This window comes from Singulisphaera acidiphila DSM 18658 (genome assembly GCF_000242455.2).
Lineage (GTDB): Bacteria > Planctomycetota > Planctomycetia > Isosphaerales > Isosphaeraceae > Singulisphaera > Singulisphaera acidiphila.
The window spans coordinates 1190680-1212700 of the sequence record NC_019892.1; the positions used below are offsets into that span (position 1 = coordinate 1190680).

Genomic DNA, 22021 nt, shown 5'->3' on the forward strand with positions numbered 1-22021 from the left:
AGACTTATGCCAGATCTGCATGCTTTCCCCTGACTTTCCCGCCCGCTCACGCTCGAGGTGAGGAGGATGGGGCTTGCCCACTCCGCCCGCCCGTTGCGACATTGAGGTTCCGTCATGAAGCGAAACGCCGTATTCGGGGCTGCACTGCTCCTTGCGATCGTGCCAGCAGCATCATGGGCGGCCCAGGGCGACGGCATCATTGAGTATAATCGTGATATCCGGCCGATCCTGGCCGAGAACTGCTTCGCTTGCCACGGACCCGACAGCGCCAGCCGCAAGGCCGATCTGCGTCTGGACCAACGCGATGCCGCCGTCAAGGCCGGCGCTCTCACGCCGGGCGACCTCAACGGCAGCGAGCTGATCCAGCGGATCCATACGGACGATCGGGATGAGGTCATGCCTCCCCCCTCGACTAAGAAGACGCTGACGGCCGAGCAGAAGCAGATCCTCAAGCGCTGGGTGGAGTCGGGCGCGGAGTATCAGCCGCACTGGTCCCTGATCGCGCCGACGCGACCCGAGCCGCCGGCCGTCAAGAACGAGTCGTGGGTTCGGAACCCGATCGATCGTTTCGTCCTGGCCAAGCTGGAAGCGGCCGGCCTGGCCCCCGCGCCCGAGGCCGATCGCCGGACCTTGGCCCGACGCCTCAGCCTCGACCTGACCGGTCTGCCGCCCAGCCCGGCCATGGTCGAAGCCTTCGTGCGCGACCAGGCCCCGGACGCCTACGAGCGGTTAGTCGATCAATTGATGACCTCGGCGCACTGGGGCGAGCATCGCGGCCGCTACTGGCTCGACGCCGCGCGATACGCCGATACGCATGGTATCCACTTCGATAACTATCGAGAAATGTGGTCCTATCGCGACTGGGTGCTCAAAGCCTTTAACCGCAACCTGCCGTTCGATCAGTTCACGCTTGAGCAGCTTGCCGGCGACCTGCTCCCCAACCCGACGCTAGACCAGCAAGTGGCATCGGGCTTCAATCGCTGCAACATCACCAGTAATGAAGGGGGCTTGATCGACGAGGAATACCTTGTCCTCTACGCCCGCGACCGGACTGAGACCACCTCGTTGGTCTGGCTCGGGCTGACGACCGGTTGCGCGGTCTGCCACGACCACAAGTTCGATCCGATCAGCCAGAAAGAGTTCTACTCGCTGGCGGCCTTCTTCAATAACACGACGCAGGGGGCCAGGGATGGGAATATCAAGGATACGCCCCCGATTGTCGTCGTGCCCCGATCCGAAGACCAGCCGCGCTGGGCCGACCTCAAGGCCAAGATCGTCGAGACCAAACAGAAGGCAGAAGCACGCAAGCCAGCGGCCCGCGCGGAGTTCGACCAGTGGCTCGCCTCGACTTCGCCCCTCGCGATCTCCTCGTTGATCCCGGGCGACGGACTTCGGTTCCACGCGCTCCTGGCCGAAGGGAGCGGGAACACCTTGTATGTAGCAGCCGATGGCCGACCGAAAGCCGTGCCCGCCCCCGCCGCCGCATGGAGCCCGGGGCACGTCGCGGCGAAGGCGTTCCGGAGCCAGGCGGAGGGGGTGGTTCAGGTGCCCGAGGCGGGCGACTTCGACAAGGGGCAGCCTTTCTCCTATGGTGCCTGGGTCAAGATCCCCAAGGCCGACGCGACCGGCGCGATCATGGCCCGGATGGACGACCAGCATGACTTCAGCGGCTGGGATCTCTGGTTTGAGAACGGGCGAATCGGCACGCACATCATTCAGAAGTGGCCGGGCAAGGCCCTCAAGGTTCTCGCCAAGGCTCAGCCCAAGGCGGGCGAGTGGGCCCATCTGCTCGCCACCTACGACGGCTCCGGCAAGGCTGCGGGCGTCAAGCTCTACATCAACGGTCTGCCGCAAGAGCCTGAAGTGAAGGCCGATACCCTGAACGACGGTTCGATCCATACGGACGTTCCGTTCAAGCTGGCGCAGCGACAAGCGACGTCGCCGCTCGTGGGCCTGGAGCTTCAGGACGTGCGGATCTACGGCCGAGCGCTCCCTTCGGAGGAGGTGGGCCGCCTGGCAATGACCACCCGCGCGGTTTGGCTGGCCGAGAACTCCACCACCCGGACCAGTGCCGAGAAGGATGAGCTCTACACCTGGTGGCTCCCCTCCTTCGACGTCGAGTACAGCCAGCTCACGGCGGCCGTCGCCGGGTTCGAGCAGGAGAACGCGGCGATCCTGGCGCGGGCCACGGTTGCTCACGTGATGCACGAGCGTAGCGAAGCGGCGATGGCCTTCATCCTGTACCGTGGCGATTACGACAAGCGACGTGATCAGGTCACTCCCGAGACGCCCGCCGTGCTGCCCCCGATGCCGGCCGACCTGCCGCGCAACCGGCTTGGCCTGGCGCAGTGGCTGCTCCGGCCTGAGCACCCGCTCACGGCCCGGGTGACCGTCAACCGGTTCTGGCAGGAGGTGTTCGGGACCGGCCTGGTTCGGACGACGGGCGACTTCGGCGTGACCGGCGAGACACCCTCACACCCTGAACTCCTCGACTGGCTCGCCCTCGATTTCCGCGAGCGGGGCTGGGACGTCAAGTCGTTCTTCAAGACGCTGGTCACGTCGGCCGCGTATCGGCAGTCGGCCCTGGTTTCGCCCGAGAAACTGGCCAAGGATCCGGCGAACCGGATGCTTTCACGCGGACCGCGGTTCCGGATGGACGCCGAGATGGTCCGCGACTACGCCCTGGCCGCCGGTGGCCTCCTGGTCGAGACGCTCGGCGGTCCGAGCGTGAGGCCGTATCAGCCCGAAGGGGTCTGGGAAGCCGTGGCGATGATCGGCAGCGACACGCGCGATTACGCTCGTGACGCCGGTGACAAGCTCTATCGTCGGAGCCTCTACACCTTCTGGAAACGTGCTGCGCCTCCTGCATCAATGGATATCTTCAATGCACCGAGCCGCGAGGTCTGTACTGTCCGCCGCGAACGGACGAATACCCCTTTGCAGGCGCTCGTGACCCTCAACGATCCGCAGTTCATCGAGTCCGCGCGAAACCTGGCTCAGCTTGCGATCAAAGGGGGGGGAACGTCGGTCGAGAGTCGCGCCGAGTTCATGGCCATGCGGCTGATGGCCCGGCCACTCCGCCCCGAGGAGGGGCAAGTGATCCAGGCTGCTTTCGAGGAACTGTTTGCCTATTACCAGGCGAATCCGAAGGATGCGAGCGAGCTGATTGCCGTCGGCGAATCGAAGCCCGACCCCGCGCTCGACCCGGCTGTCCTGGCGGCCTGGACCATGACGGCCAACGAGCTGATGAACCTCGACGAAGTTCTCAATAAATAAGTGTCGGGTGGGCCTGGTTCTCATCCCTTTTTGCTTCTTTTTCTGTGCCCCCGACAGGCGAGCTATCCCTTTTTTTGCGGAGGAACGTGCGATGAGTCTCTTTCAGGAATGGGTTCGCTACGAGACGCGCCGCCAGTTCTTCGGCCGGGGGGCGAACGCGGTCGGCATGGCTGCGCTCGCCTCACTCGCGGGGATCGGCCGTGGCGCGGGGGCGGGGGCAGCGTCGATCGAGAAGGATACGCAGCAAGCGATCCTGACTCACTTCGCTCCCAAGGCGAAGCATGTCATCTACCTTCACATGGTCGGCGGCCCTTCGCAGCTCGACCTCTACGACCACAAGCCGACGATGAAGGAATGGTACGATAAGGACCTGCCCGAGTCGGTCCGCAAAGGCCAGCGGCTGACGACCATGACCTCGGGGCAGAAGCGGTTCCCGATCGCTCCGTCGATGTACAAATTCTCGCAGCATGGTCAGAGCGGGATGTCGGTCTCTGAGCTGCTTCCGTATACGTCGAAGATGGTTGACGACATGTGCTTCATCCGAAGCATGAACACTGAGGCGATCAACCACGAGCCGGCGATCAGCTACATGCAGACCGGGAATCAGATCACCGGCCGCCCTTGCCTGGGGTCGTGGGTCTCGTACGGCCTGGGGTCGCTCAACGACGACTTGCCGACGTTCGTCGTGTTGGTCGCCAAGCCGAGCAACACCGAGCAGGTGCAGGCGATCTCCGCGCGGCTCTGGTCGTCGGGCTACCTGCCGGGAGAGCACGCGGGCGTCTCGTTCCGGAGTGGGGGGGACCCGATCCTCTATATCAACAACCCCCCCGGCGTCCCTTCGACGATTCGTCGCAAGATGCTCGACGGCCTGCGATCGCTCAACGAGATGACGTACCAGTCGCTGGGTGACCCGGAGACACACACCCGGATCCAGCAGTACGAACTCGCGTTTCGGATGCAGGCGAGCGTCCCCGACCTGACGGCCGTCAACAACGAGTCGGCCCTGACCTACAAGCTCTATGGTGAAGAGGCCAAGAAGCCGGGCAGCTTCGCCCATACCGTGCTCCTGGCACGTCGGATGGTGGAGCGCGGCGTGCGGTTCATTCAGGTCTACCATAACAATTGGGACACCCACGGCAACGTGGCGGGCCGTCTGCCGAGCCAGTGCAAGGACGTCGATCAGCCGTGCTGGGGGCTCATCCAGGACCTCAAGCAGCGCGGCCTGCTTGACGAGACACTGGTTATCTGGGGCGGCGAGTTTGGCCGGACGATCTACTCACAAGGGGGCCTGTCCACCACGAACTACGGCCGCGATCACCATCCACGCTGCTTCACGATGTGGATGGCCGGCGGTGGCGCGAAGCCGGGGATGGTCTACGGCGAGACGGACGACTTCTCCTACAACATCGTCAAGGATCCGGTCCACATCCGCGACTTCCACGCCACCGTCCTCCGTCTGCTCGGCTACGACCACGAACGGTTCACCTATCGCTATCAAGGCCTCGACCAGAAGCTGACCGGCGTTGAGCAGGCACACGTCATCACACCGCTCCTGGCCTGATCGCCGGTGAGAACGAAGCGTATCGACGAAATGGATTATGTCGGGCTCGTAATAATTGGCGATTGTTGATCAAATGGTGGGTGCGGCCTACCATTTTTTGTAGCCCCGAAGGGGCGGCCGTCAGAGTTGGCTTACTCGCTTGACGGTCGCCCCTTCGGGGCTGCAAAGAATTCTGATTTGAGCTTGTCTTGTTCCCAGGGGCTTGCGCCCCTGGCTATTGACGGTCGCCCTTTCGGGGCTAAAAAAAATTGATTTTAACACATCTTGTTTCTGTCGGCTTGCGTCCCTGGCTAGGAACGGGTGCCCCTTCGTAGCTGCGGAAAACTTGTGGTATAGTGGGATCCCCATCGTGCGAGGAGTCTGGCAAGGTCGCTGAGAGGAACCACGAACATGAATGCCAAACGAGTGGCCATCCTGTGGCTTGGGTTGGCCGTGGGATCAGGGTTGAGCCTGGTCCGTGCGGCGGAATGGAAGCCGAAGTCAGGGCCGTTAACGACCCGTTGGGCGAAGGACGTTCATCCTGAACGGGTCCATCCCGAGTACCCTCGACCGCAACTGGTCCGTAAGGACTGGCTCAACCTCAACGGGCTCTGGCAACTCGGTTTCGGCAAGGAGGGGGAGGCCCCTCCGGTTGGAGGAAAGGCCCTCGACGAGCAAATTCTCGTCCCCTTCCCGGTTGAGTCGGCCCTTTCGGGGGTGATGAAGCATGCGGATCGGCTCTGGTATCGGCGGACCTTCGAGGTGCCCAAGGCCTGGAACGGCCAGCGCGTGCTTCTCCACTTCGGTGCGGTCGACTGGGAAGCGACCGTCTGGGTCAATGGCAAGGAACTGGGGACTCACCGGGGCGGTTACGACCCCTTCGACCTCGACGTGACCGACGCCTTGAAACCAGGCGGCGACCAGGAACTGATCGTCAGGGTCTTCGACCCGACCGATCAAGGGACCCAACCACGCGGCAAGCAGGTCCTCAACCCCGATGGTATCTACTATACGCCGACCACCGGGATCTGGCAGACCGTTTGGCTCGAACCGGTTTCCCCCACGCGGATCAAAGCACTACGGATCGTGCCCGACGTCGACGGCGGCAAGGCGCGGGTCACGGTCGAGGGTGCGGGGGACGATGCGGGGCTCACGGCTGAGGTTGTCGCCCTCGACGGCGAGACGACCGTCGCCAGCGCCCGAGGGAGCGTCGGTCAGCCGATCGAACTTCCCATTGCTCAGGCAAAACTGTGGTCTCCCGAGAGCCCGTTCCTGTACGACTTGCGCGTGGACTTGAAGCGAGAGGGGCAAGTCATCGACTCGGCCACGAGTTACTTCGGGATGCGGAAGGTCGCGCTGGGGCCGGACGAGAAGGGAGTTACGAGGCTCCTGGTCAACGGCAAGTTCGTCTTCCAGGTCGGTCCTCTGGACCAAGGGTTCTGGCCCGACGGGCTCTACACGGCGCCGACGGATGAGGCGCTGCGGTACGACATCGAGATTACCAAGAAGCTTGGCTATAACACGACGCGCAAGCATGTCAAAGTCGAACCCGATCGCTGGTACTACTGGTGCGACCGCCTGGGCCTGCTGGTCTGGCAGGACATGCCGTCGGGAGACAAGAGCATCGCACCGGGCAAGCCGGACCTGGTGCGGACGCCGGAGTCCGCGAAGCAGTACGAGGTCGAGCTCAGGGCGATGATTGATTCGTTCGCGAACCATCCGAGCATCATTATGTGGGTGGTCTTCAACGAAGGCTGGGGGCAGTTCGAGACCGCACGGATGACCGCCCTGACGAAGTCGCTCGACCCTTCGAGACTGGCCAATGGCGCGAGCGGTTGGAACGACCATCCCGGGGTGGGGGACCTTCATGACATCCACGTTTACCCTGGCCCGGCCGCCCCTCCGACCGAGCCCAAGCGCGCAGCCGTGCTCGGCGAGTTCGGTGGGCTCGGGCTTGGCGTTGACGGCCACACCTGGACCGAGAAGACCTGGGGCTATCGCGGGGCCGCCAGCAAGGACGACCTGACCCGCAAGTATGAACGCCTGCTTCAGCGTTCGTGGAACTTGCAGGAGTCGGCTGGCCTGAGCGCGGCGATCTATACCCAGATCACCGACGTCGAAACCGAGGCCAACGGCCTCCTGACCTATGATCGGGAGGTCATCAAGGTCGACGTCGCGCGGGTGGCCGCTGTGAACAACGGGACGTTCACCACCGTCCTCGAAGAACGGGAAGTCGTCCCGACCTCTCGAGAAACGCCACAGGAGTGGAGTTATACTTTCGAGGCTCCGGCGGCGGATTGGTTCCAGCCCGGCTTCGATGCCTCAGGTTGGAAGGTCGGCCCTGGCGGCTTCGGCACCAAGGGAACCCCCCGTGCGGTCGTTCGCACGAACTGGTCGTCCGCCGACATCTGGATTCGCAGGGAGTTTGACTTGCCCGCGACGGACATCGCCAGTCTCGTCCTGGTGGTGCACCACGACGAAGACCTCGAGGTCTATCTCAACGGCGTGCTCGCCGCCAAGGCGGGTGGGTACGGGACGGAATATGAGGAGATGCCGATCTCGGAGGCCGCTCGGGCGACGCTCCGGCCCGGCAAGAAGAACGTCCTCGCGGTGCACTGTCATCAAACGGGGGGGGGACAGTACATCGACGTCGGTGTCGGCGAGTTCAAGAGCCGCCCCCGCTGACCGCCTTGGGTGGCCCCATCGCCATCAAGGGTTGCGGCCGGGCACGCCATTGTGGGTAAACCCGGCCAGGCCGACCTCGGCCTTGGCCGGCTCGCCTCCCCCATTGGCCCGGACCAAATCGACTCCGATTCCCGCGGGGGGGATAACCTGACCCCGCGGGGTCAGGCTTCGGTCCCTGGCGATGGTTGAGGAATCCTCGCCGGCCCTCGTGGAGCGAAGCCCCATTCGCCTCTGGCCCGAACAACCGCTGCCGATGACGGCAAAGAGCGCGACGAGAATCGCCCCGCTCCGGAAATCAATCGCGAGCCTCTCCATCGGCATCGGTCCCCTCCTTGTGTATCAGTCGCTCCGCCGGATCAATCCACGTCTCTGCCTTTTTTACGTCTGCGCAATTACCCTCGTCTTGGAAGTGGGGCTGACTTCAGCCACATTGGGGAATTTGCAGAATTCGGCCTCTTTGCGGATTGCCTTGCTTGTCTGATTTCTCCAGAGTGTTCAGTTCGTGAAACGCGTGGCCTCCACGGTCAGTGGGGTGCCACGAGGGGCAAGGGGGACGCTTCGGGGGTGACGAAGAAGAAGGCGAGGCTGAGGAGCAAGTAGACGGCGACGAGGAGCAGGCCCTCGAACCAGTTGGTCTCGCCGTCGAGGGAGATGACGGTCACCGCGAGTGCCACGCCAGCGACCGCGATCAGCTCGAGGGGGTTCGAGAAGACCAGGTCCATCGGGTGTCCCATGACGTATGAGATCAGCACGAGTAAGGGGGCGATCAGGAGTGCCACCTGGATGGTCGCCCCGACGGTGATCTGAAGCGCCACGCCGATCTGGTTCTTGCGGGCGTAGTAGGCTGCCGTGAGATACTCGGCGGCGTTGCCGACGACGGCCAGCACGGTGATACCCAGGAAGAACGTGGAAACGCCCAGGCTGGTGGCCGTCGACTCGAGTGCGCTGGAGACGAGCTCGGCTTCGATTGTCAGCACGATCGTTCCACCAAGCAGGATTGCGAGCGCTTTGCCGATCGACCATTGGGCTTCCTCTTCGCTCTCCTCGGTCGCGAAGATCAATCGGTGCGTGTACATGGTAAAGATCAGGTATGCGACATAGACGGCGATCAGGACGACGGCCACTCCCAGGCTGAGCTGAAGGTCGCGGTGGTGTCTCAACGCCGGCGCGGTGGTGCCTTGCTCGGCCAGGTCGAACAGTGCGGGGAGGAGCAAGGCGATCAACGTGAGGACCAGCATGTTCGCGAGCTGGCCCGCGGATTCGCGTTTGAACTTCTGGTGCTCGCGTCCCCAGGTTCCGACCAGAATGGCGATCCCCAACCCCAGAAGACCGTTGCCGATGATTGAACCGGTGATCTGGGCTTTGACGACCTGCTGGTGCCCTTCGGCCAGGACGAACAGGGCGATCACCAACTCGGCCACGTTGCCGAAGGTCACGCTCAGCAGGCCGCCCACGGCCGGACCTGCCCGGTGGCCGATTTGCTCGGTGGCCCGCCTGATCCACTCGGCCAGTGGGATGATTGCCAGCACCGCGGTCGCGAAAACCCAAGGGGGTGAGGCATGGACTACGTGAGCGAGGATCAACGAAACGGGGACCAACAGAAGCGACCACGTGACGAGCATCTTACCTCCACGCGAACCCCCCTCCTCCCCTCGTCGCGAACCGTCGGCGGTGAAGGGAAGTCGGAGAACCGTTAGCAATACCGGATCAGGACAAAAAAGAGGAGGCACTTCCGGCGGTGGGCCGATCATACCCACCTTTCCGCGCTCCGCGGCACCCCCAAGCCGTCCACTTTTTTCCTTGAGGCCGGCGGCTGTTGGTACGTGTTTGAGAGCGCCGAGGGCCGGTCAAGCCCGAACGGGTCGGCCCAAGCTCCCCCTGGTACTATTGCGGCGGTATACTCGGCGAAGGACGAGGCTGGATCTCCTCGACGATCGCATTCGTTAATGAAAAGAGATCCTGCTCATTGGCTCGAGACTCTTAACGGAGATTACGATGCGAACGGTGCGGCTCAACTTCGATCGATGCTGGAGACGATCACTCCTGCCCGCCCTGCTGTTGCTGCTGGCCGCTTTCGGGCAGGCACTTCCCGCGGTGGGAGCTGGGCCGAAGCTTGATTTTCGCCTTCGCTCACGCGTTGAGACCGGGCCGGCGAGCGGCCGGTATCAGGTCGTGGAACAGGCCGAGGCGTGGGAGCCCGCGGAGACTGCGATCATCGTCTGCGACATGTGGGACTTGCACCATTGCTTTAACGCTGTCCGTCGCGCCGAGGAAATGGCGCCGAGGATGGATCAAGTGCTCAAAATTGCACGCGACCAGGGCGTTCAGATCATCCACGCCCCGAGTAGCTGTATGGATGCCTACAAAGATCATCCGGCCCGGCGCCGGGCGCTCGAAACTCCTCGCTCCAAGACCCTGCCTGCAGAGATCGGCAAGTGGTGCTATCAGATCCCGGCCGAGGAGAAGGGGACGTACCCGATCGATCAGTCGAATGGAGGCGAGGACGACGACCCGGCTGAGCATGCGGCCTGGGCCGCCAAGCTCACGGCGATGGGGCGTAACCCCAAGGCCCCTTGGAAGTCGCAGACCGAACTGCTCACGATTGTTCCCGAAACCGACCTGATCAGCGACAGCGGTGAGGAGATCTGGAGCATCCTCGAGCAACGCGGGATCAAGAACGTTGTCCTCATGGGCGTGCATTTGAATATGTGCGTGCTCGGGCGGCCGTTCGGCCTGCGCCAGATGGCCAAGAACGGACGGCACGTCGTGCTGATGCGCGACATGACCGACACGATGTACGACCCCCATTCCGCTCCGCGAGTCAGCCACTTCGCCGGCACCGACCTGATGGTCGAGCACGTCGAGAAATTCGTCTGTCCCACCGTCACCAGTGACCAGCTTCTGGGGGGCGCTCCGGCACGATTCCAAGGGGACAAACGGCCGCACGTCGTCTTCGTGATCGCCGAGGACGAGTACAAAACCGAGACGACACTCCCTGTCTTTGCCTCATCTCAACTCGGCCGGGACTACCACGTCAGCTACGTCTTGGGCAACGCCAAGGAGCGGAACGATCTCCCCGGTCTTGGGATTCTGACCGTTGCCGACGCGGCCGTCGTCAGTGTTCGCCGTCGGGTTTTGCCCGACGCCCAGGTCGCCGCGCTCCGTGCGTTCGTGTCTAGCGGCAAGCCGGTCATCGGGATCCGGACCGCGAGCCATGCCTTCGCCGCCTCCGGCAACAAGGTGGCCCCCGCCGGTCACACCTCCTGGGAGGCATTTGACGCCGAGGTCCTGGGCGGCAGCTACCACGGCCACCACAAAGCCGGCGAGAATGTGAAGGTTGAGCCGTCCCCAACGGAGCCCCCGCACCCGATCCTCCAAGGGGTCGATGCCACGAAGCTGGTCGGTCACGGCTCGCTCTACAAGGTCAGCCCGCTCGCCAAGACCGCGACCCCGCTCCTCATCGGAACCATCCCGGGCCAGCCTTCCGAACCCATTGCCTGGGTGAATGCCCCCGCCACCGGAGGCCAAGTTTTCTATACCTCGCTCGGGCATGTCGACGACTTCGCGGATTCTCAGTTCAATCGCCTGTTACGCAACGCCATCGATTGGGCCTGCGGCCGTGGTGGTCCCTCCGTGGCTTCGGTAGATCGGAAAGTGGAGGTCAGCTCACCCGAGAAGTGATTCCGCCTGACCGTGATGGGGATGGCAATCGACAGGGCATTGGGTGGCTGGAACAGTGAAGGCGTGCGATTTTCAGGAGGCCACGAGTTCCGAGAGTACGGAACCCGTGGCCCCTTGGCTGTTGGTCTGGATTGGAGGAGGGGGCCGGAAACGTTCCGGCTCACTTTGCCTTGAGCGACTCCAGATACGCCAAGAGCGAGGCGAGGTCGGCGATCGTCAAGGTGTCGGCCAGGCCGGTCGGCATCACTGAGGTCTCCGCCTTGCCTCGTTCTTCGATGTCGCTCTTGGGGAGAACGGTCACTTCGCCAGCGGCGTTGCGGATCTCGACTTCATCGCCGGCTTCGCGAACGACGAAGCCTTCGTGTTGCAGGCCGGCGATGGTGGCGAACTTCTGGGTCTCGAAGCCCTGGGCGATCTTGGCGTTGGGCTTGAGGATCGACTCGGTCAACTCGGCTCGGCTGTACCGGGTGCCGATCCCGCCGAGGAAGGGACCCTTGGGGGGCTCGTCGGCCGAGATGGTGTGGCAGGCGAGGCAACCCTGTTTCTGGAAGAGCTCGGCTCCCAGGGATGGGTCGCCCTTCTCTTTTTGAAGGTCGGCGACGACCTGGTCGAACGCCAGCGTCGCGATCGTGGGCGCTGGCTTGCCTCCCCGGCGGGCCGTGTGATCGAGATCGAGGTGGCGGGCGGCGACGGTTGCGGCGTCACGGACGTCCTGGTTTGGATCCTTCAGACGATTGCGAACTTGGAGGGCGTACGTTCCGACGCGACCGTCGCCGATGGCTCGCAGCAGGCTGGCGGCCGTTTTTGGCTTGCTCCAGGCGCCGTCGATGGCCTTGCGGACGGCCGCTTTTGCCTCGGCCGGCGAGCGCGGGTTGCGGTCGATCTCCAGGAGCACGGAGTAGGCCAAGGCACTGCGGGCTGGATCGGCATCATCCACGAATGCGAGGATGGGCTTGAGGTTGCGCGTGTGCCTCCCTTCGCGGAGGAAGTCTTGCAAGACGCCGTTCAAGGCGCTATCGCGCGACTCCAGGCCGGTGACGGTTGCGAACCCGGTGACCGCCGCGTCCAAGGCAGAGGGTTTGTCGAGGTGCCGCACCAGGCCCCGCAAGGCCTTGGTTCTGAGGGCGGGGGTTTCACGGTCGGCTGCCGCGACCGCTCCGAGGAAGCGGATTGTGTCGTCGCTCAGGTTTTGCTGGCCGGAGAGTAACTCCACCGTGGCGGTGCGCAACGTCGGGTCGTTGCCGGCCAACTTGATGGCCAGGGCGGTCGATCCTTCCAGGTCGACCTTGTTCTTGAACAGCTCGATGATTAGCCAGCCGGCCAGGCCTGTATCGGCCTTCTTCAAGGTCTCGGTCAGAGTCCGGCCGATCCGGTCCGTCTCGCTCCAGGCTGCGGCTGTGAAGTAGGGGCCGCTGGTGTCGGGCCGGGTTCCCCACCATCGCCCGTCCCAGTCGGCTTCGCGATGATAGAGTCGGCAGAGGGCTTTCAGGCAGGCCCGCTGCGTTGCTTCGTCGCGGTCCTTCTCGAGCCTCTGAATGAGGCCGTCGACTGTCCGCGACTCGTGTAAGCCCTGGAGTACGCGCACGGCGCCTGGGATCAACCGGGGTGTTGCAGGGTCGAGGGCCTTGAGGCAGACGTCGACCGCATGCAGTGAGACCAGGGCGTGGATCGCCGCGTGGGCGACGAGCGGGTCTTCGTCCGCAATTCTTGGGAGGATCGTCTGGGCCGCGTCGCGGTGGTCCAGGCGGGCCAACCCGATCACGGCCTGAAGTCGGACTCGCGGGTTGTGGTCGGTCAGGGCGTTCAGGAAGGGCTCGGTCGGGATCTCGGATGCCCCGCTCTTGTGGTCGGCCAGGGCGCGAAGGGCGAACTCGCGGAGTGGATCGACCTTGGCCAGGCGGACGAGGCCGTCTTGCGCCTTTTGGCCAAGTAACTGTTCGAGCGTGAAAATCGCTGCGACGCGGGACGGCAGCGGGCCGTCAGCCAGTGCCAGGGCCTCGAGTCCGGGGGCGAACGAGGGCTTGCCACGTCGCAGAATCTCGCGCTGGGCGTTCAGGCGGAGAACGTCGCTGGGGGCCGCAAGGTGTCGTACGAGCTGTTCGTCGCTCGCGGCCTTGAGGTCGGGGAATTGGGGGGTTGCAATGTCTGTCGGCGAGACGCGGACGACGTAGCCCACGTCGGGCTTGTCGAAGACGAATCCCCCTTCACGCCAGCTCGAGATATAAATGTGCGATCGGCCGTCGATATCCATGTCGGTCGGCCGAGGTAGTTCAACGAACGGCTCTTTGCCCGCCTTGAAGCCGGCCCCTTGGGGTTCCAAGGGGTGCCGGTCGACCACGCTCCGGCCCCACTCGCAGGTGTAGAGGGCATCGCCATAACCAGGGGGGAGGCCCGGCTCCTGGATGTACAAGGAACCGGTGGGGGACCCGCCGCCGTAGTCGGCCAGGGGCGGGACGATCTCGTCGGAGAACCGGGTGAACAACGAGGGATAACCATATTGGCCGGTCTGGATGACCTGGCTGAGCCGAACGTCCCAGCCACCGCCGTCGTTGGTGTTGTCGCGTGTGAAAACGTTCATCAACGGATCGATTGCAACGTCGTAGATATTGCGCTGACCGCGCGAGAACTGTTCCAGGCCCGTGCCGTCGGTCCGGACCCGGGCGACACCGCCGCCGTGGAGCTGGAGGGTCGTCCCGTCCTTGCCCACTGCCTTGATGAAGCCGTAGTCGCCGACGGCCACATAGATCCAGCCGTCGATGCCCAGGCGGATCCCGTTCGTCGTATGATCTGCGCCTCGGAACTTCAGGTCGAACCCGATGCCGTCGACCAGGACCTCGGAGCGCTCTGCAACACCGTCGCCATCGTCGTCATGAAACGCGGTGAGCTTGGGGGGGTGGAGCACGTAGAGGGTGCCGGCGTCGAAGATCAGGCCGCGCGGACTGTCCATCTTGGCGAAGACATTGAACCGGTCGGCCTTGCCGTCGCCATCATCATCGATGCAGCGGACGACCCGGCCCCGGTCCGCCTTGGCGTCGAGCGAGCCGTTCTCGTCGATGCCGACGAAGACCTCACCCGTCGGCGCGGCGGCCAGGCAGGCGGGGTAGCGGACGTCGGGAGGTGCGGCGAACAGCGTGACCTTGAAATGAGCCGGGGCCTTGATCCCCTCCAAGAGCTTCTTTTCCGTGTTTTGCTTGTTGGACTCTGACCGCACAGCCGGGCTGGCCGGCTCGTCGCCCAGGGCGATTGTCCCGAGCGGTATGAGGAAGAGAGAAGTGATCAGGTGAACGCCGAACCGTCGTGACATCGATATGACCCTTGTGTCCCGGAATCAAGCGGGCCTGCCGCACAGCCTTCGGTTGTTCGTTTCCATGCTCTTTGATCGTAGTCGCCGAGCGTCTGGAACGCCACCCATCGTTGTGCGGGATGAACCGTTATACGTGTGACGAGTTCGATGGGAATCGCGATCTGGCCTTGATGGAAATCGGCTTTCCCGGCATTCTCCTTGGCGCTGAGGTGGGTTGAGCGGTTGCGAGCAGGAATGGATTGCGCCAGGAGGGCGAGCGGCATGTACAGGGAACTGTTCGTTGTGCCGGGGCTGCACATCACGATCTATAGCTTCAGCGTGCTGGTGCTGTTGGCTTGCTTCGCTGCGCTCTACCTGACCGCCTGGCGCGCCCGACGCGAGAAGCTTGACCCGGGGATCGTCTCTGAACTGGCGGTCTGGCTCCTCACCGGTGGGATCATCGGGGCGCGGGTCTTTTTCGTTCTCCAGCACCCGGAGTCCGTCTTGCGGTTCGCCGACCTCTTCAAGATCTGGCAAGGGGGGCTTGTCTACTACGGTTGCCTGATCGGCGGCCTGATCGGCTCGCTGCTCTACTGGGCCAGGCATCCCTTTCCGTTCCGACCGATGGCCGATGCCGTCGCCCCTGCCCTGGCGATTGGGTGCGCGATCGGTCGGGTCGGTTGCCTGCTCAACGGCTGCTGCTATGGCGATCCGTCGAGCCTCCCCTGGGCCATCCGGTTCCCGGCGCAGTCGCTTCCCTGGGTCCGTCATGTCACCGACGGCCTCATCCCCCCTTATGAACCCCTCTCGCTGGCCGTGCAGCCGACCCAGGTCTACGCGGCCCTCGACGGCCTGATCATCCTGGCCTTGCTCACCGCCTACTTCCCCCGACGCCGCCGTGACGGCGAGGTGATGGCCCTGCTGATGGTGACCTATCCAATCACCCGGTTCTTGATCGAAGGGCTCCGGGGCGACGAAGGGGTCTTCTTCGCCGGTCTGACGATGTCGCAAGGGATCAGCGTTGTCGTTTTTGTGGCGGGCCTCTTCTCCTGGGCCTACCTCGCACGACTCCCGCTGGGACGTTATGCCGACTTGGCGGCTCCACTCTTTCCAGCGGAGGCCAAGGCGCCGCGGCCTGAGCTCGTCGCGTCGTCCCCTGCGTCCTGAATCGAATCCAGGCCGTGAATTTACGTTTGCCCCAAAAGGCGAGCGGGGAGCGATCCGCTCCCCGCTTGGTTTTAGCAATCAGCCGGAGCGCACTCCGCGTCAGATGACCTGCGGGATCGTCTCGGCCCCTTCGACGCCGACCAGTTTCTGGTCGAGACCGTTGTAGAAGTAGGTGAGTTGCTCGGGGTCGAGGCCCATCTGCTGGAGCACGGTCGCGTGCAGGTTCTTCACGTGGAAGCGGTCGGTGACGGCGGCGCCACCGATCTCGTCGGTCTCTCCCACGCTGACCCCGCCCTTGATGCCGCCGCCGGCCATCCACATCGTGAAGCCGTAGGCGTTGTGGTCGCGGCCGGTCCCTTCGGCGTACTCGGCGGTCGGTTGACGGCCGAACTCGCCCCCCCAGATGACCAGCGTTTCGTCGAGTAGGCCGCGCCGCTTGAGGTCGATCAGCAAGGCGGCGATTGGCTTGTCGGTTCGGCCGGCGTGATGGGTGTGGTTTGTGATGAGGTCGCCGTGGGCGTCCCAGTTGCTGTCGTTGTGGGCGCCACCGGCGTAGAGCTGCACAAAGCGAACGCCGCGTTCGACCAGCCGGCGGGCGAGCAGGCAGCGCCTGCCGAAGTCCTTGGTCCGATCGTCGTTCAGGCCGTACAGTTCCTTGGTCTCTTCGGGCTCCTGGGCGAGGTCGACGGCCTCGGGGGCGTGCCGCTGCATCGAGAAGGCCATCTCGTAGCTGGCGATTCGCGCGGCGAGGTTGCTGTTGTCGGCCCGGCTGGTCAGGTGATCGGAGTTATAGGCGTTGAGGGTGTCGAGCAACTGGCGCTGCATGGCCTCGGAGGTTCCCGAGGGCCGCGCCAGGTCGAGGACCGGCGTTCCGCCTGAGCGGAGGATGGTCCCCTGGTAGCTGGCCGGCATGTAGCCGCTCGACCAGTTCTTGGCACCGCTGATCGGGCCGCCGGTCGGGTCGAGCATGACGACGAACCCAGGTAGGTTCTCGTTCTCGCTGCCGAGTCCGTAGTTCACCCACGACCCCAGGCAAGGACTTCCCGAGAGGATCTTCCCCGTATTCATCTGGAGCATGGCCGAGCCGTGGATCGGCGAGTCGGCCGTCATCGAGTGGAGGAACGCGATGTCGTCCACGCAGGTGGCCAGGTGTGGGAACAGGTCGCTGACCATCTTACCGCACTGACCGTAAGGGCGGAACTTCCACTTTGGCCCGACGACCCGCCCTTCGTTCTTCTTGCCGCCCCGGCCGAACGTTTTGATGGTGATCGTTTTGCCGTCGAGGTCGTAGAGCTTCGGCTTGTAGTCGAACGTATCGACCTGGCTCGGGCCCCCATACATGAACAGGAAAATGACGCTCTTCGCTTTCGCAGGAAGCATGGGGAGCTTGGGCGCCAGCGGGTTGGCACTCGCCTTCTTGACGAGCTCGGCGGCCGAGGCTCTCGTCGCGAAGCCCTTGTCACCCGAGAGGAGGCCGGCGAGGGCCAGACCCGTGAAGCCGGCCCCGGCTTCCCAGAGAAATTCGCGGCGCGTCCGGCCGCAGAAGGATCCGGGGGGCGTCGATCGGTCCGAAGGCTTGTTCATCGGGCAAATCCCTCGTCGGGTTCAATCGAGGTAGATGAATTCGTTGAGATTCAAGGCCACAAGGCAGAACGACCGCAACGCCTCACCGGCATCGGCGTTGTAACGCGACCGGAGCGTGTCGATCAGTTCGACTCCGCGCTTTGCGTCTGCCTCTGCGGGGGGACGGCCGGTGATCAGCTTGAGGGCAAGCTCGACCTGCTTGGCCGTGTCCTCGCCGGCCTCGCGCCGAAGCCGCGCGGCCAGGACGCCCGCCTGCTGATTCAAGAAGCCGCTATTGAGCATCGCCAGCGCCTGGGTCGGCTGGGTCGTGCTGAACCGGACCGGGGAGGGCCGATCGGTCTCGGGCACGTCGAAGCTCTCGAGGATCGGAGTGAGCAACGACCGTTTCACATGGACGTAGATGCTCCGCCGAGCCTGTTCCTCGGGGGTGGACTTGCCCCAACCCTTACCCGGTTGCGACTGGCCGGCCATCACTTCCGGCGGGATCTCGGGGTAAACCCCTGGCCCGTACATCTTGAGATTCAGAGCCCCCGTGACGGCGAGGATCGAGTCGCGAATCTCCTCGGCCGACAGCCGACGCATCTCGAACCGCCAGAACGAGTCGTTGATCGGATCTTTCGCCAACGCCTCTTCATTCGGCTTCGAGGACATCCGGTAGGTGCTCGAGGTCATGATCGCTCGGTGCAGAGGCTTGAGCCGCCAGCCCTGGGCGATGAACTCGGCTGCCAGCCAGTCGAGGAGCTCGGGGTGGGTTGGCTTATCCCCTTGCAGACCGAGGTTGTTCGACGATCGGACGATCCCTCGGCCGAAGTGGTGCTGCCAGATCCGGTTGGCCATGACCCGAGTGGAGAGCGGGTTCTCAGAGGCCGCGATCCAGTCGGCCAGGGCGAGCCGGCGGCCCGACGTTTTCGCGCCGGGTGGCAGTGTGGGAGCTGCCGGCTTGGAACCGCCGAGGACCTCGAGGAAGGCGGGCTCGACCTTGTCCCCCCTGACGTGCGGATTGCCGCGAAGGAGGACGAATGTCTCGGGAGCTTCTGTCCCGGCCTCGGTGATGCAGAGAGCCATCGAGGCGGGGTCGACCTTCTTCTCGAGCTCTTTCAAGGCGAGCTTTGCTTGCTGGTAGCGTTCCGCACGCGCCGGGCCGAGGATCCGCTTCGCCTCGCTCTGCATGAGTTGGGCGAGGTCGGGTGCCTTTTCCGCATCGTCTGTGAGGGAAAGGGGCCGCCGTGTGAAGTTCGGGCCCGCCCAGGCGACGCTCAGGCCGAGGCCGTGCGACTTCTGGAAATAGTCGAGGCGGATGGGGATGCGTCCCTTGGCGAGTGCGACCGACGCCGTCCGCTCCTCCCCGGTGCCGTGGATCCCGTCGTATTCGACGACCATCTGGCCTGCGACACTCAGACGGGAGCCGTCGTCGGAGTCGAGGTGGAAGGTGTAGTTACCGTCCTCGGGGACGATCAGAACGCCTTCGAAGACGAAGCCGAACGCCTCGTTGCGGGTGCGCGGCGAGAGGTCGAAGAAGGGGCGGCGAAGGGTCCCGGTCTCTTCCGGCTTGAGGACGTTGAAGTCAGGAAGGAGGTCCCAGGTATCGCGATAGAAGCGATAGTGGAGGTCGTCCATGTCCGCCTGCCGGAAGCCGACTCCCCCCCCTTGCTCTTGTTCGAGCCGGGCGCGGACTTCGGATTCGAGTGCGCTGAGCTCGATCTGAATCGCGTTGGCTTGCTGCTTTCGCTCTCGGAGCAGGCGTGCGTACGAATTCCGGGCCTCGTCGTCGGCGAGGATCGGCTGTTCGTCGGTGGGGCCGCCGTTGCGGTAGTGGTTGATGTTGCGGAAGAACGAGAGGAGGCGGTAATAGTCCTTCTGCGGGATCGGGTCGAGCTTGTGGTCGTGACAGCGGGCGCAGTCGACCGTGAGGCCGAGAAAGACCTGGCTGGTCGTCGCCACGAGGTCGTCGAGGCCGTCGTAGAAGGCCGCCTCGCGATCGGTCGGCTCGTCGTCCCAGATGCCGAGCCGGTAGTAGCCGGTGGCGATCAGGGCCTCGGCATCGGCGCCGGGGAGTTCATCGCCGGCGAGCTGTTCGCGGATGAAGCGGTCGTAGGGGAGGTCGCGATTGAAGGCGCGGACGACGTAATCGCGGTATCGCCAGGCGTTGGGCTTGGGATTGTCGCGTTCGTAGCTGTTCGTCTCGGCGAAGCGGACGAGGTCGAGCCAGTGCCGGCCCCACTTCTCGCCATACCGGGGGGAGTCGAGTAGGCGATCGATTAGGTCCTCGTAGGCGGTGGGCGATCGATCCGCCAGGAAGGTCTCGACTTCCTTGGGGGTCGGCGGGAGCCCGGTCAGGTCGTAGGAGGCCCGCCGGATCAGCTCTTGCTTGGAGGCGGTGGGGTTGGGCGACAGCCCTTTCGCCTCGAGGCCCGCGAGGATGAAGCCGTCGATCGGGTTGGTGAGCCATTTGGCGTTCTTGACCGGCGGCACCGGTGGCCGGCGGACCGGCTGGAAGGCCCAGTGGGCGCGATCCTGATCGCTGATCGTGAACGCCCCTTTGCGAGGGGTGGGACCTGCGCTGGCTCCGCTGGTTTCGTCGCTGCCGGGCCAGGGAGCGCCCATCTTGACCCACTGAGAGAGGTCGGCGATCAGGCGAGCGTCGAGCTTCTTCGAGGGGGGCATTTTGAGGTCGGCGTCTTCGTGGCTGATCGCGGTGACCAGCAAGCTCTCCTCAAGGTTCCCCGGCACGACGGCCGGCCCGGAGTCTCCCCCGGCCAGGACCCCAGCCCGATTATCGAGGCGAAGCCCTGCTTTCTGCTTGGTTGCGCCGTGGCACTTTGTGCAGTGCTCTACCAGTGCGGGACGCACTTTGGTCTCGAAAAAACGAGCCTGCTCCGGCGTGGGCGGAGACTCTTCAGCCAGGCAGAGTGTGGCCGAAGCACCGGTGAGACCGGCCACCAGGAGCATCGTCCGCAAAGGAAGTCGCGGCATCGGGGCACCGTGGATCAGGGGAGGTCAGCAGGACAGCTTGGAACCGTGACCAAAGGGGGCAGCACGACCGCAAGGGAGCGTCAAAATTGAATTCTGGGTATTGTCCGGGTGCAATCCGCCAGCTCAATCTTCCCCTATCATGGCGAATTGTGTTCTGAAATGCCAGCCTGGAGCCTTCATCCTTCGAGGGAACTGGGAACATTTGTGGTCGATTGTTTACGATTCGATCCTTTTTCAAGGCCGACGTTGAGCATTTCTCGGGTGTTGGAACAATCGCGATCATGCTTTCCCTTGAAAATGCTCTTCCCCTGGAATCCGTTGGAATGGACTCGGCCCTTGGCAGTCCCTCCCGGGAGTGACACAATACCGATTTGAGCCAAATCCCATGCAGCAGCCCGTACCGGAAAATCATGTTCGTATTTTGTAGCCTCGGAAAGGCGATCGTTAATCATAAGTAGCTTGTACTGAAAAATTTTGGTTATATTGAAAATATATTGATTTTTATGATTGCTGTGGTGAGTTTCGCCTTTGGCAATGAGCGGTCACCTCTCCGGGCCTGCGAAGTCTTTTGCCAATCTAGAGAAAGCTATGCGGGTATGAATTTTTTGACTGTCAGTGAAAGAAAAGCCACATCGAAAAAAGGAGCATGAGGCAATGCGTCGATCGAGTATTTATGGATTGATGACGGTTTTATGGATGGGTGTCTCTGTGGGGGTGGCGGTGGCGGATCCCCCCGGGTTGAAAACTTTGGCCATTGGTGCTGAAGCGCCTGACTTCCGGCTGCCGGGGGTTGATGGCAAAACGTACAGCCTGAAGGATTTCGCCGAGGCCAAAGTTCTGGTCGTGGTTTTCACCTGCAACCATTGCCCGACTGCGCAGGCCTATGAAGGGCGGCTGGCCAAACTCCACGACGACTATCGTGGTAAAGGGGTCGCGCTGGTGGCGATCTCTCCCAACGATGACAAGGCGGTCCGGCTCGACGAGCTCGGGTACACCGACCTGGGCGACTCGTTCGAGGATATGAAGCTTCGCGCCAAGGAGGCTGGCTATCAGTATCCGTACCTCTACGATGGCGAGACCCAGGCGACAGCCAAAGCCTACGGGGTGCTCGCGACACCGCACGTCTACATTTTCGATGCGAATCGAACGCTGCGCTATGTAGGCCGGTTCGACGATTCGGAAGTGAAGACGGTGAAGTCGCACGATGCCCGCAACGCGGTCGATGCTTTGCTTGCGGGCACGCCGGTCCCTGTTGAGAAGACGCGGGTCTCCGGCTGTTCGACGAAGTGGTCCGACAAGCGGGCAAGCGCTGTGGAGTCATTGGCGAAGTGGGACGCGGAGCCGGTGACGCTCGACTCGCTCGACGATGCCGCGGTGGCGAAGCTCGTCAAGAACGAGGGGAAGAACTTGCTCCTGGTCAATCTCTGGGCGACCTGGTGCGGCCCGTGCGTGGCCGAGCTGCCTGAGCTGGTCACGATCAACCGGATGTATCGCCACCGCAATTTCCGGCTCGTGACCATCAGCATCGACGAACCCGAGAAGAAGGAGGCCGCCGTGGACGTCCTTCGGAAGAACCACGTTGCGGCCACGAACTATTTGCTCGAGACCAAGGACCGCGACCAGTTTGCCGAGGCGCTTGATAAGGAATGGCCTGGCCCCATCCCTTATACCCTGCTCATCGAACCCGGTGGCAAGATCCTCTATCGCAAGGTCGGTGCCATCGACTCGTTGGAAGTGCGCCGCGCCATCGTCAAGTACCTTGGCCGGACGTACTGACTTCGACCAGCCTCCGTCGAGTCTCGCCTCTTGCATTCCGGTACGCCCGCGGGAAA

At 63.6% G+C, this 22021-nt stretch carries 12 protein-coding genes; 6 read left to right on the forward strand and 6 right to left on the reverse strand.

Annotation, left to right across the window (positions count from 1 at the left end; translation table 11 throughout):
* The first annotated feature begins 114 nt into the window (after positions 1–114).
* The 3 genes from SINAC_RS04635 (at position 115) to SINAC_RS04645 (ending at position 7501) form a co-directional block, all read left to right on the forward strand.
* A complete protein-coding gene (locus SINAC_RS04635; protein WP_015244528.1) occupies positions 115–3276 on the forward strand; it encodes a DUF1553 domain-containing protein in 3162 nt (1053 codons plus the stop codon).
* A gap of 91 nt (positions 3277–3367) precedes the next feature.
* Positions 3368–4837 carry a DUF1501 domain-containing protein gene (locus SINAC_RS04640; protein WP_015244529.1) on the forward strand — a complete coding sequence of 490 codons (1470 nt, stop codon included), beginning with the start codon at positions 3368–3370 and terminating at the stop codon, positions 4835–4837.
* Between the two features lie 390 nt (positions 4838–5227).
* Complete coding sequence (locus SINAC_RS04645) at positions 5228–7501, forward strand: glycoside hydrolase family 2 protein (RefSeq protein ID WP_015244530.1); 2274 nt, start codon at positions 5228–5230, stop codon at positions 7499–7501.
* 24 nt (positions 7502–7525) lie between these two features.
* Here SINAC_RS04645 and SINAC_RS04650 read toward each other — a convergent pair whose 3' ends face one another.
* Together SINAC_RS04650 and cax are read right to left on the reverse strand one after the other, a co-directional pair.
* Positions 7526–7822, reverse strand: coding sequence for a hypothetical protein (locus SINAC_RS04650; RefSeq protein WP_015244531.1), 297 nt, complete (start codon positions 7820–7822; stop codon positions 7526–7528).
* A 203-nt stretch (positions 7823–8025) separates the two neighbouring features.
* A complete protein-coding gene (gene cax, locus SINAC_RS04655; protein WP_015244532.1) occupies positions 8026–9123 on the reverse strand; it encodes a calcium/proton exchanger in 1098 nt (365 codons plus the stop codon).
* Positions 9124–9496: 373 nt separating this feature from the next.
* Here cax and SINAC_RS04660 point away from each other — a divergent pair, with 373 nt between their 5' ends.
* Complete coding sequence (locus tag SINAC_RS04660) at positions 9497–11182, forward strand: ThuA domain-containing protein (protein ID WP_015244533.1); 1686 nt, start codon at positions 9497–9499, stop codon at positions 11180–11182.
* Positions 11183–11342: 160 nt separating this feature from the next.
* Here the strand turns inward: SINAC_RS04660 and SINAC_RS04665 are convergent, their stop codons facing one another.
* Together SINAC_RS04665 and SINAC_RS04670 are read right to left on the reverse strand one after the other, a co-directional pair.
* Entirely contained in the window at positions 11343–14486 is a 3144-nt protein-coding gene (locus tag SINAC_RS04665) for a DUF7133 domain-containing protein (RefSeq protein ID WP_015244534.1), read from the reverse strand.
* A complete protein-coding gene (locus tag SINAC_RS04670; protein ID WP_020465881.1) occupies positions 14459–14749 on the reverse strand; it encodes a hypothetical protein in 291 nt (96 codons plus the stop codon). The genes SINAC_RS04665 and SINAC_RS04670 overlap by 28 nt, the downstream gene beginning before the upstream one ends.
* Between SINAC_RS04670 and lgt the strand changes: the two genes are divergently transcribed.
* Positions 14748–15632 carry a prolipoprotein diacylglyceryl transferase gene (gene lgt / locus SINAC_RS04675; protein WP_015244535.1) on the forward strand — a complete coding sequence of 295 codons (885 nt, stop codon included), beginning with the start codon at positions 14748–14750 and terminating at the stop codon, positions 15630–15632. The two genes, SINAC_RS04670 and lgt, sit on opposite strands and share 2 nt — an antisense overlap.
* A gap of 99 nt (positions 15633–15731) precedes the next feature.
* On the opposite strand, the gene SINAC_RS04680 is transcribed toward lgt, so the two are convergent.
* The gene (locus SINAC_RS04680) at positions 15732–17216 is read right to left on the reverse strand and encodes a DUF1501 domain-containing protein (RefSeq protein WP_015244536.1); all 1485 of its coding nucleotides are present in this window, start codon (positions 17214–17216) and stop codon (positions 15732–15734) included.
* 21 nt (positions 17217–17237) lie between these two features.
* Complete coding sequence (locus SINAC_RS04685; RefSeq protein WP_015244537.1) at positions 17238–20189, reverse strand: DUF1553 domain-containing protein; 2952 nt, start codon at positions 20187–20189, stop codon at positions 17238–17240.
* A 654-nt stretch (positions 20190–20843) separates the two neighbouring features.
* Between SINAC_RS04685 and SINAC_RS04690 the strand changes: the two genes are divergently transcribed.
* Positions 20844–21965: a redoxin domain-containing protein gene (locus tag SINAC_RS04690; protein WP_015244538.1), complete on the forward strand. Its 1122-nt coding sequence runs from the start codon at positions 20844–20846 to the stop codon at positions 21963–21965.
* The last annotated feature ends 56 nt before the right edge of the window (positions 21966–22021 follow it).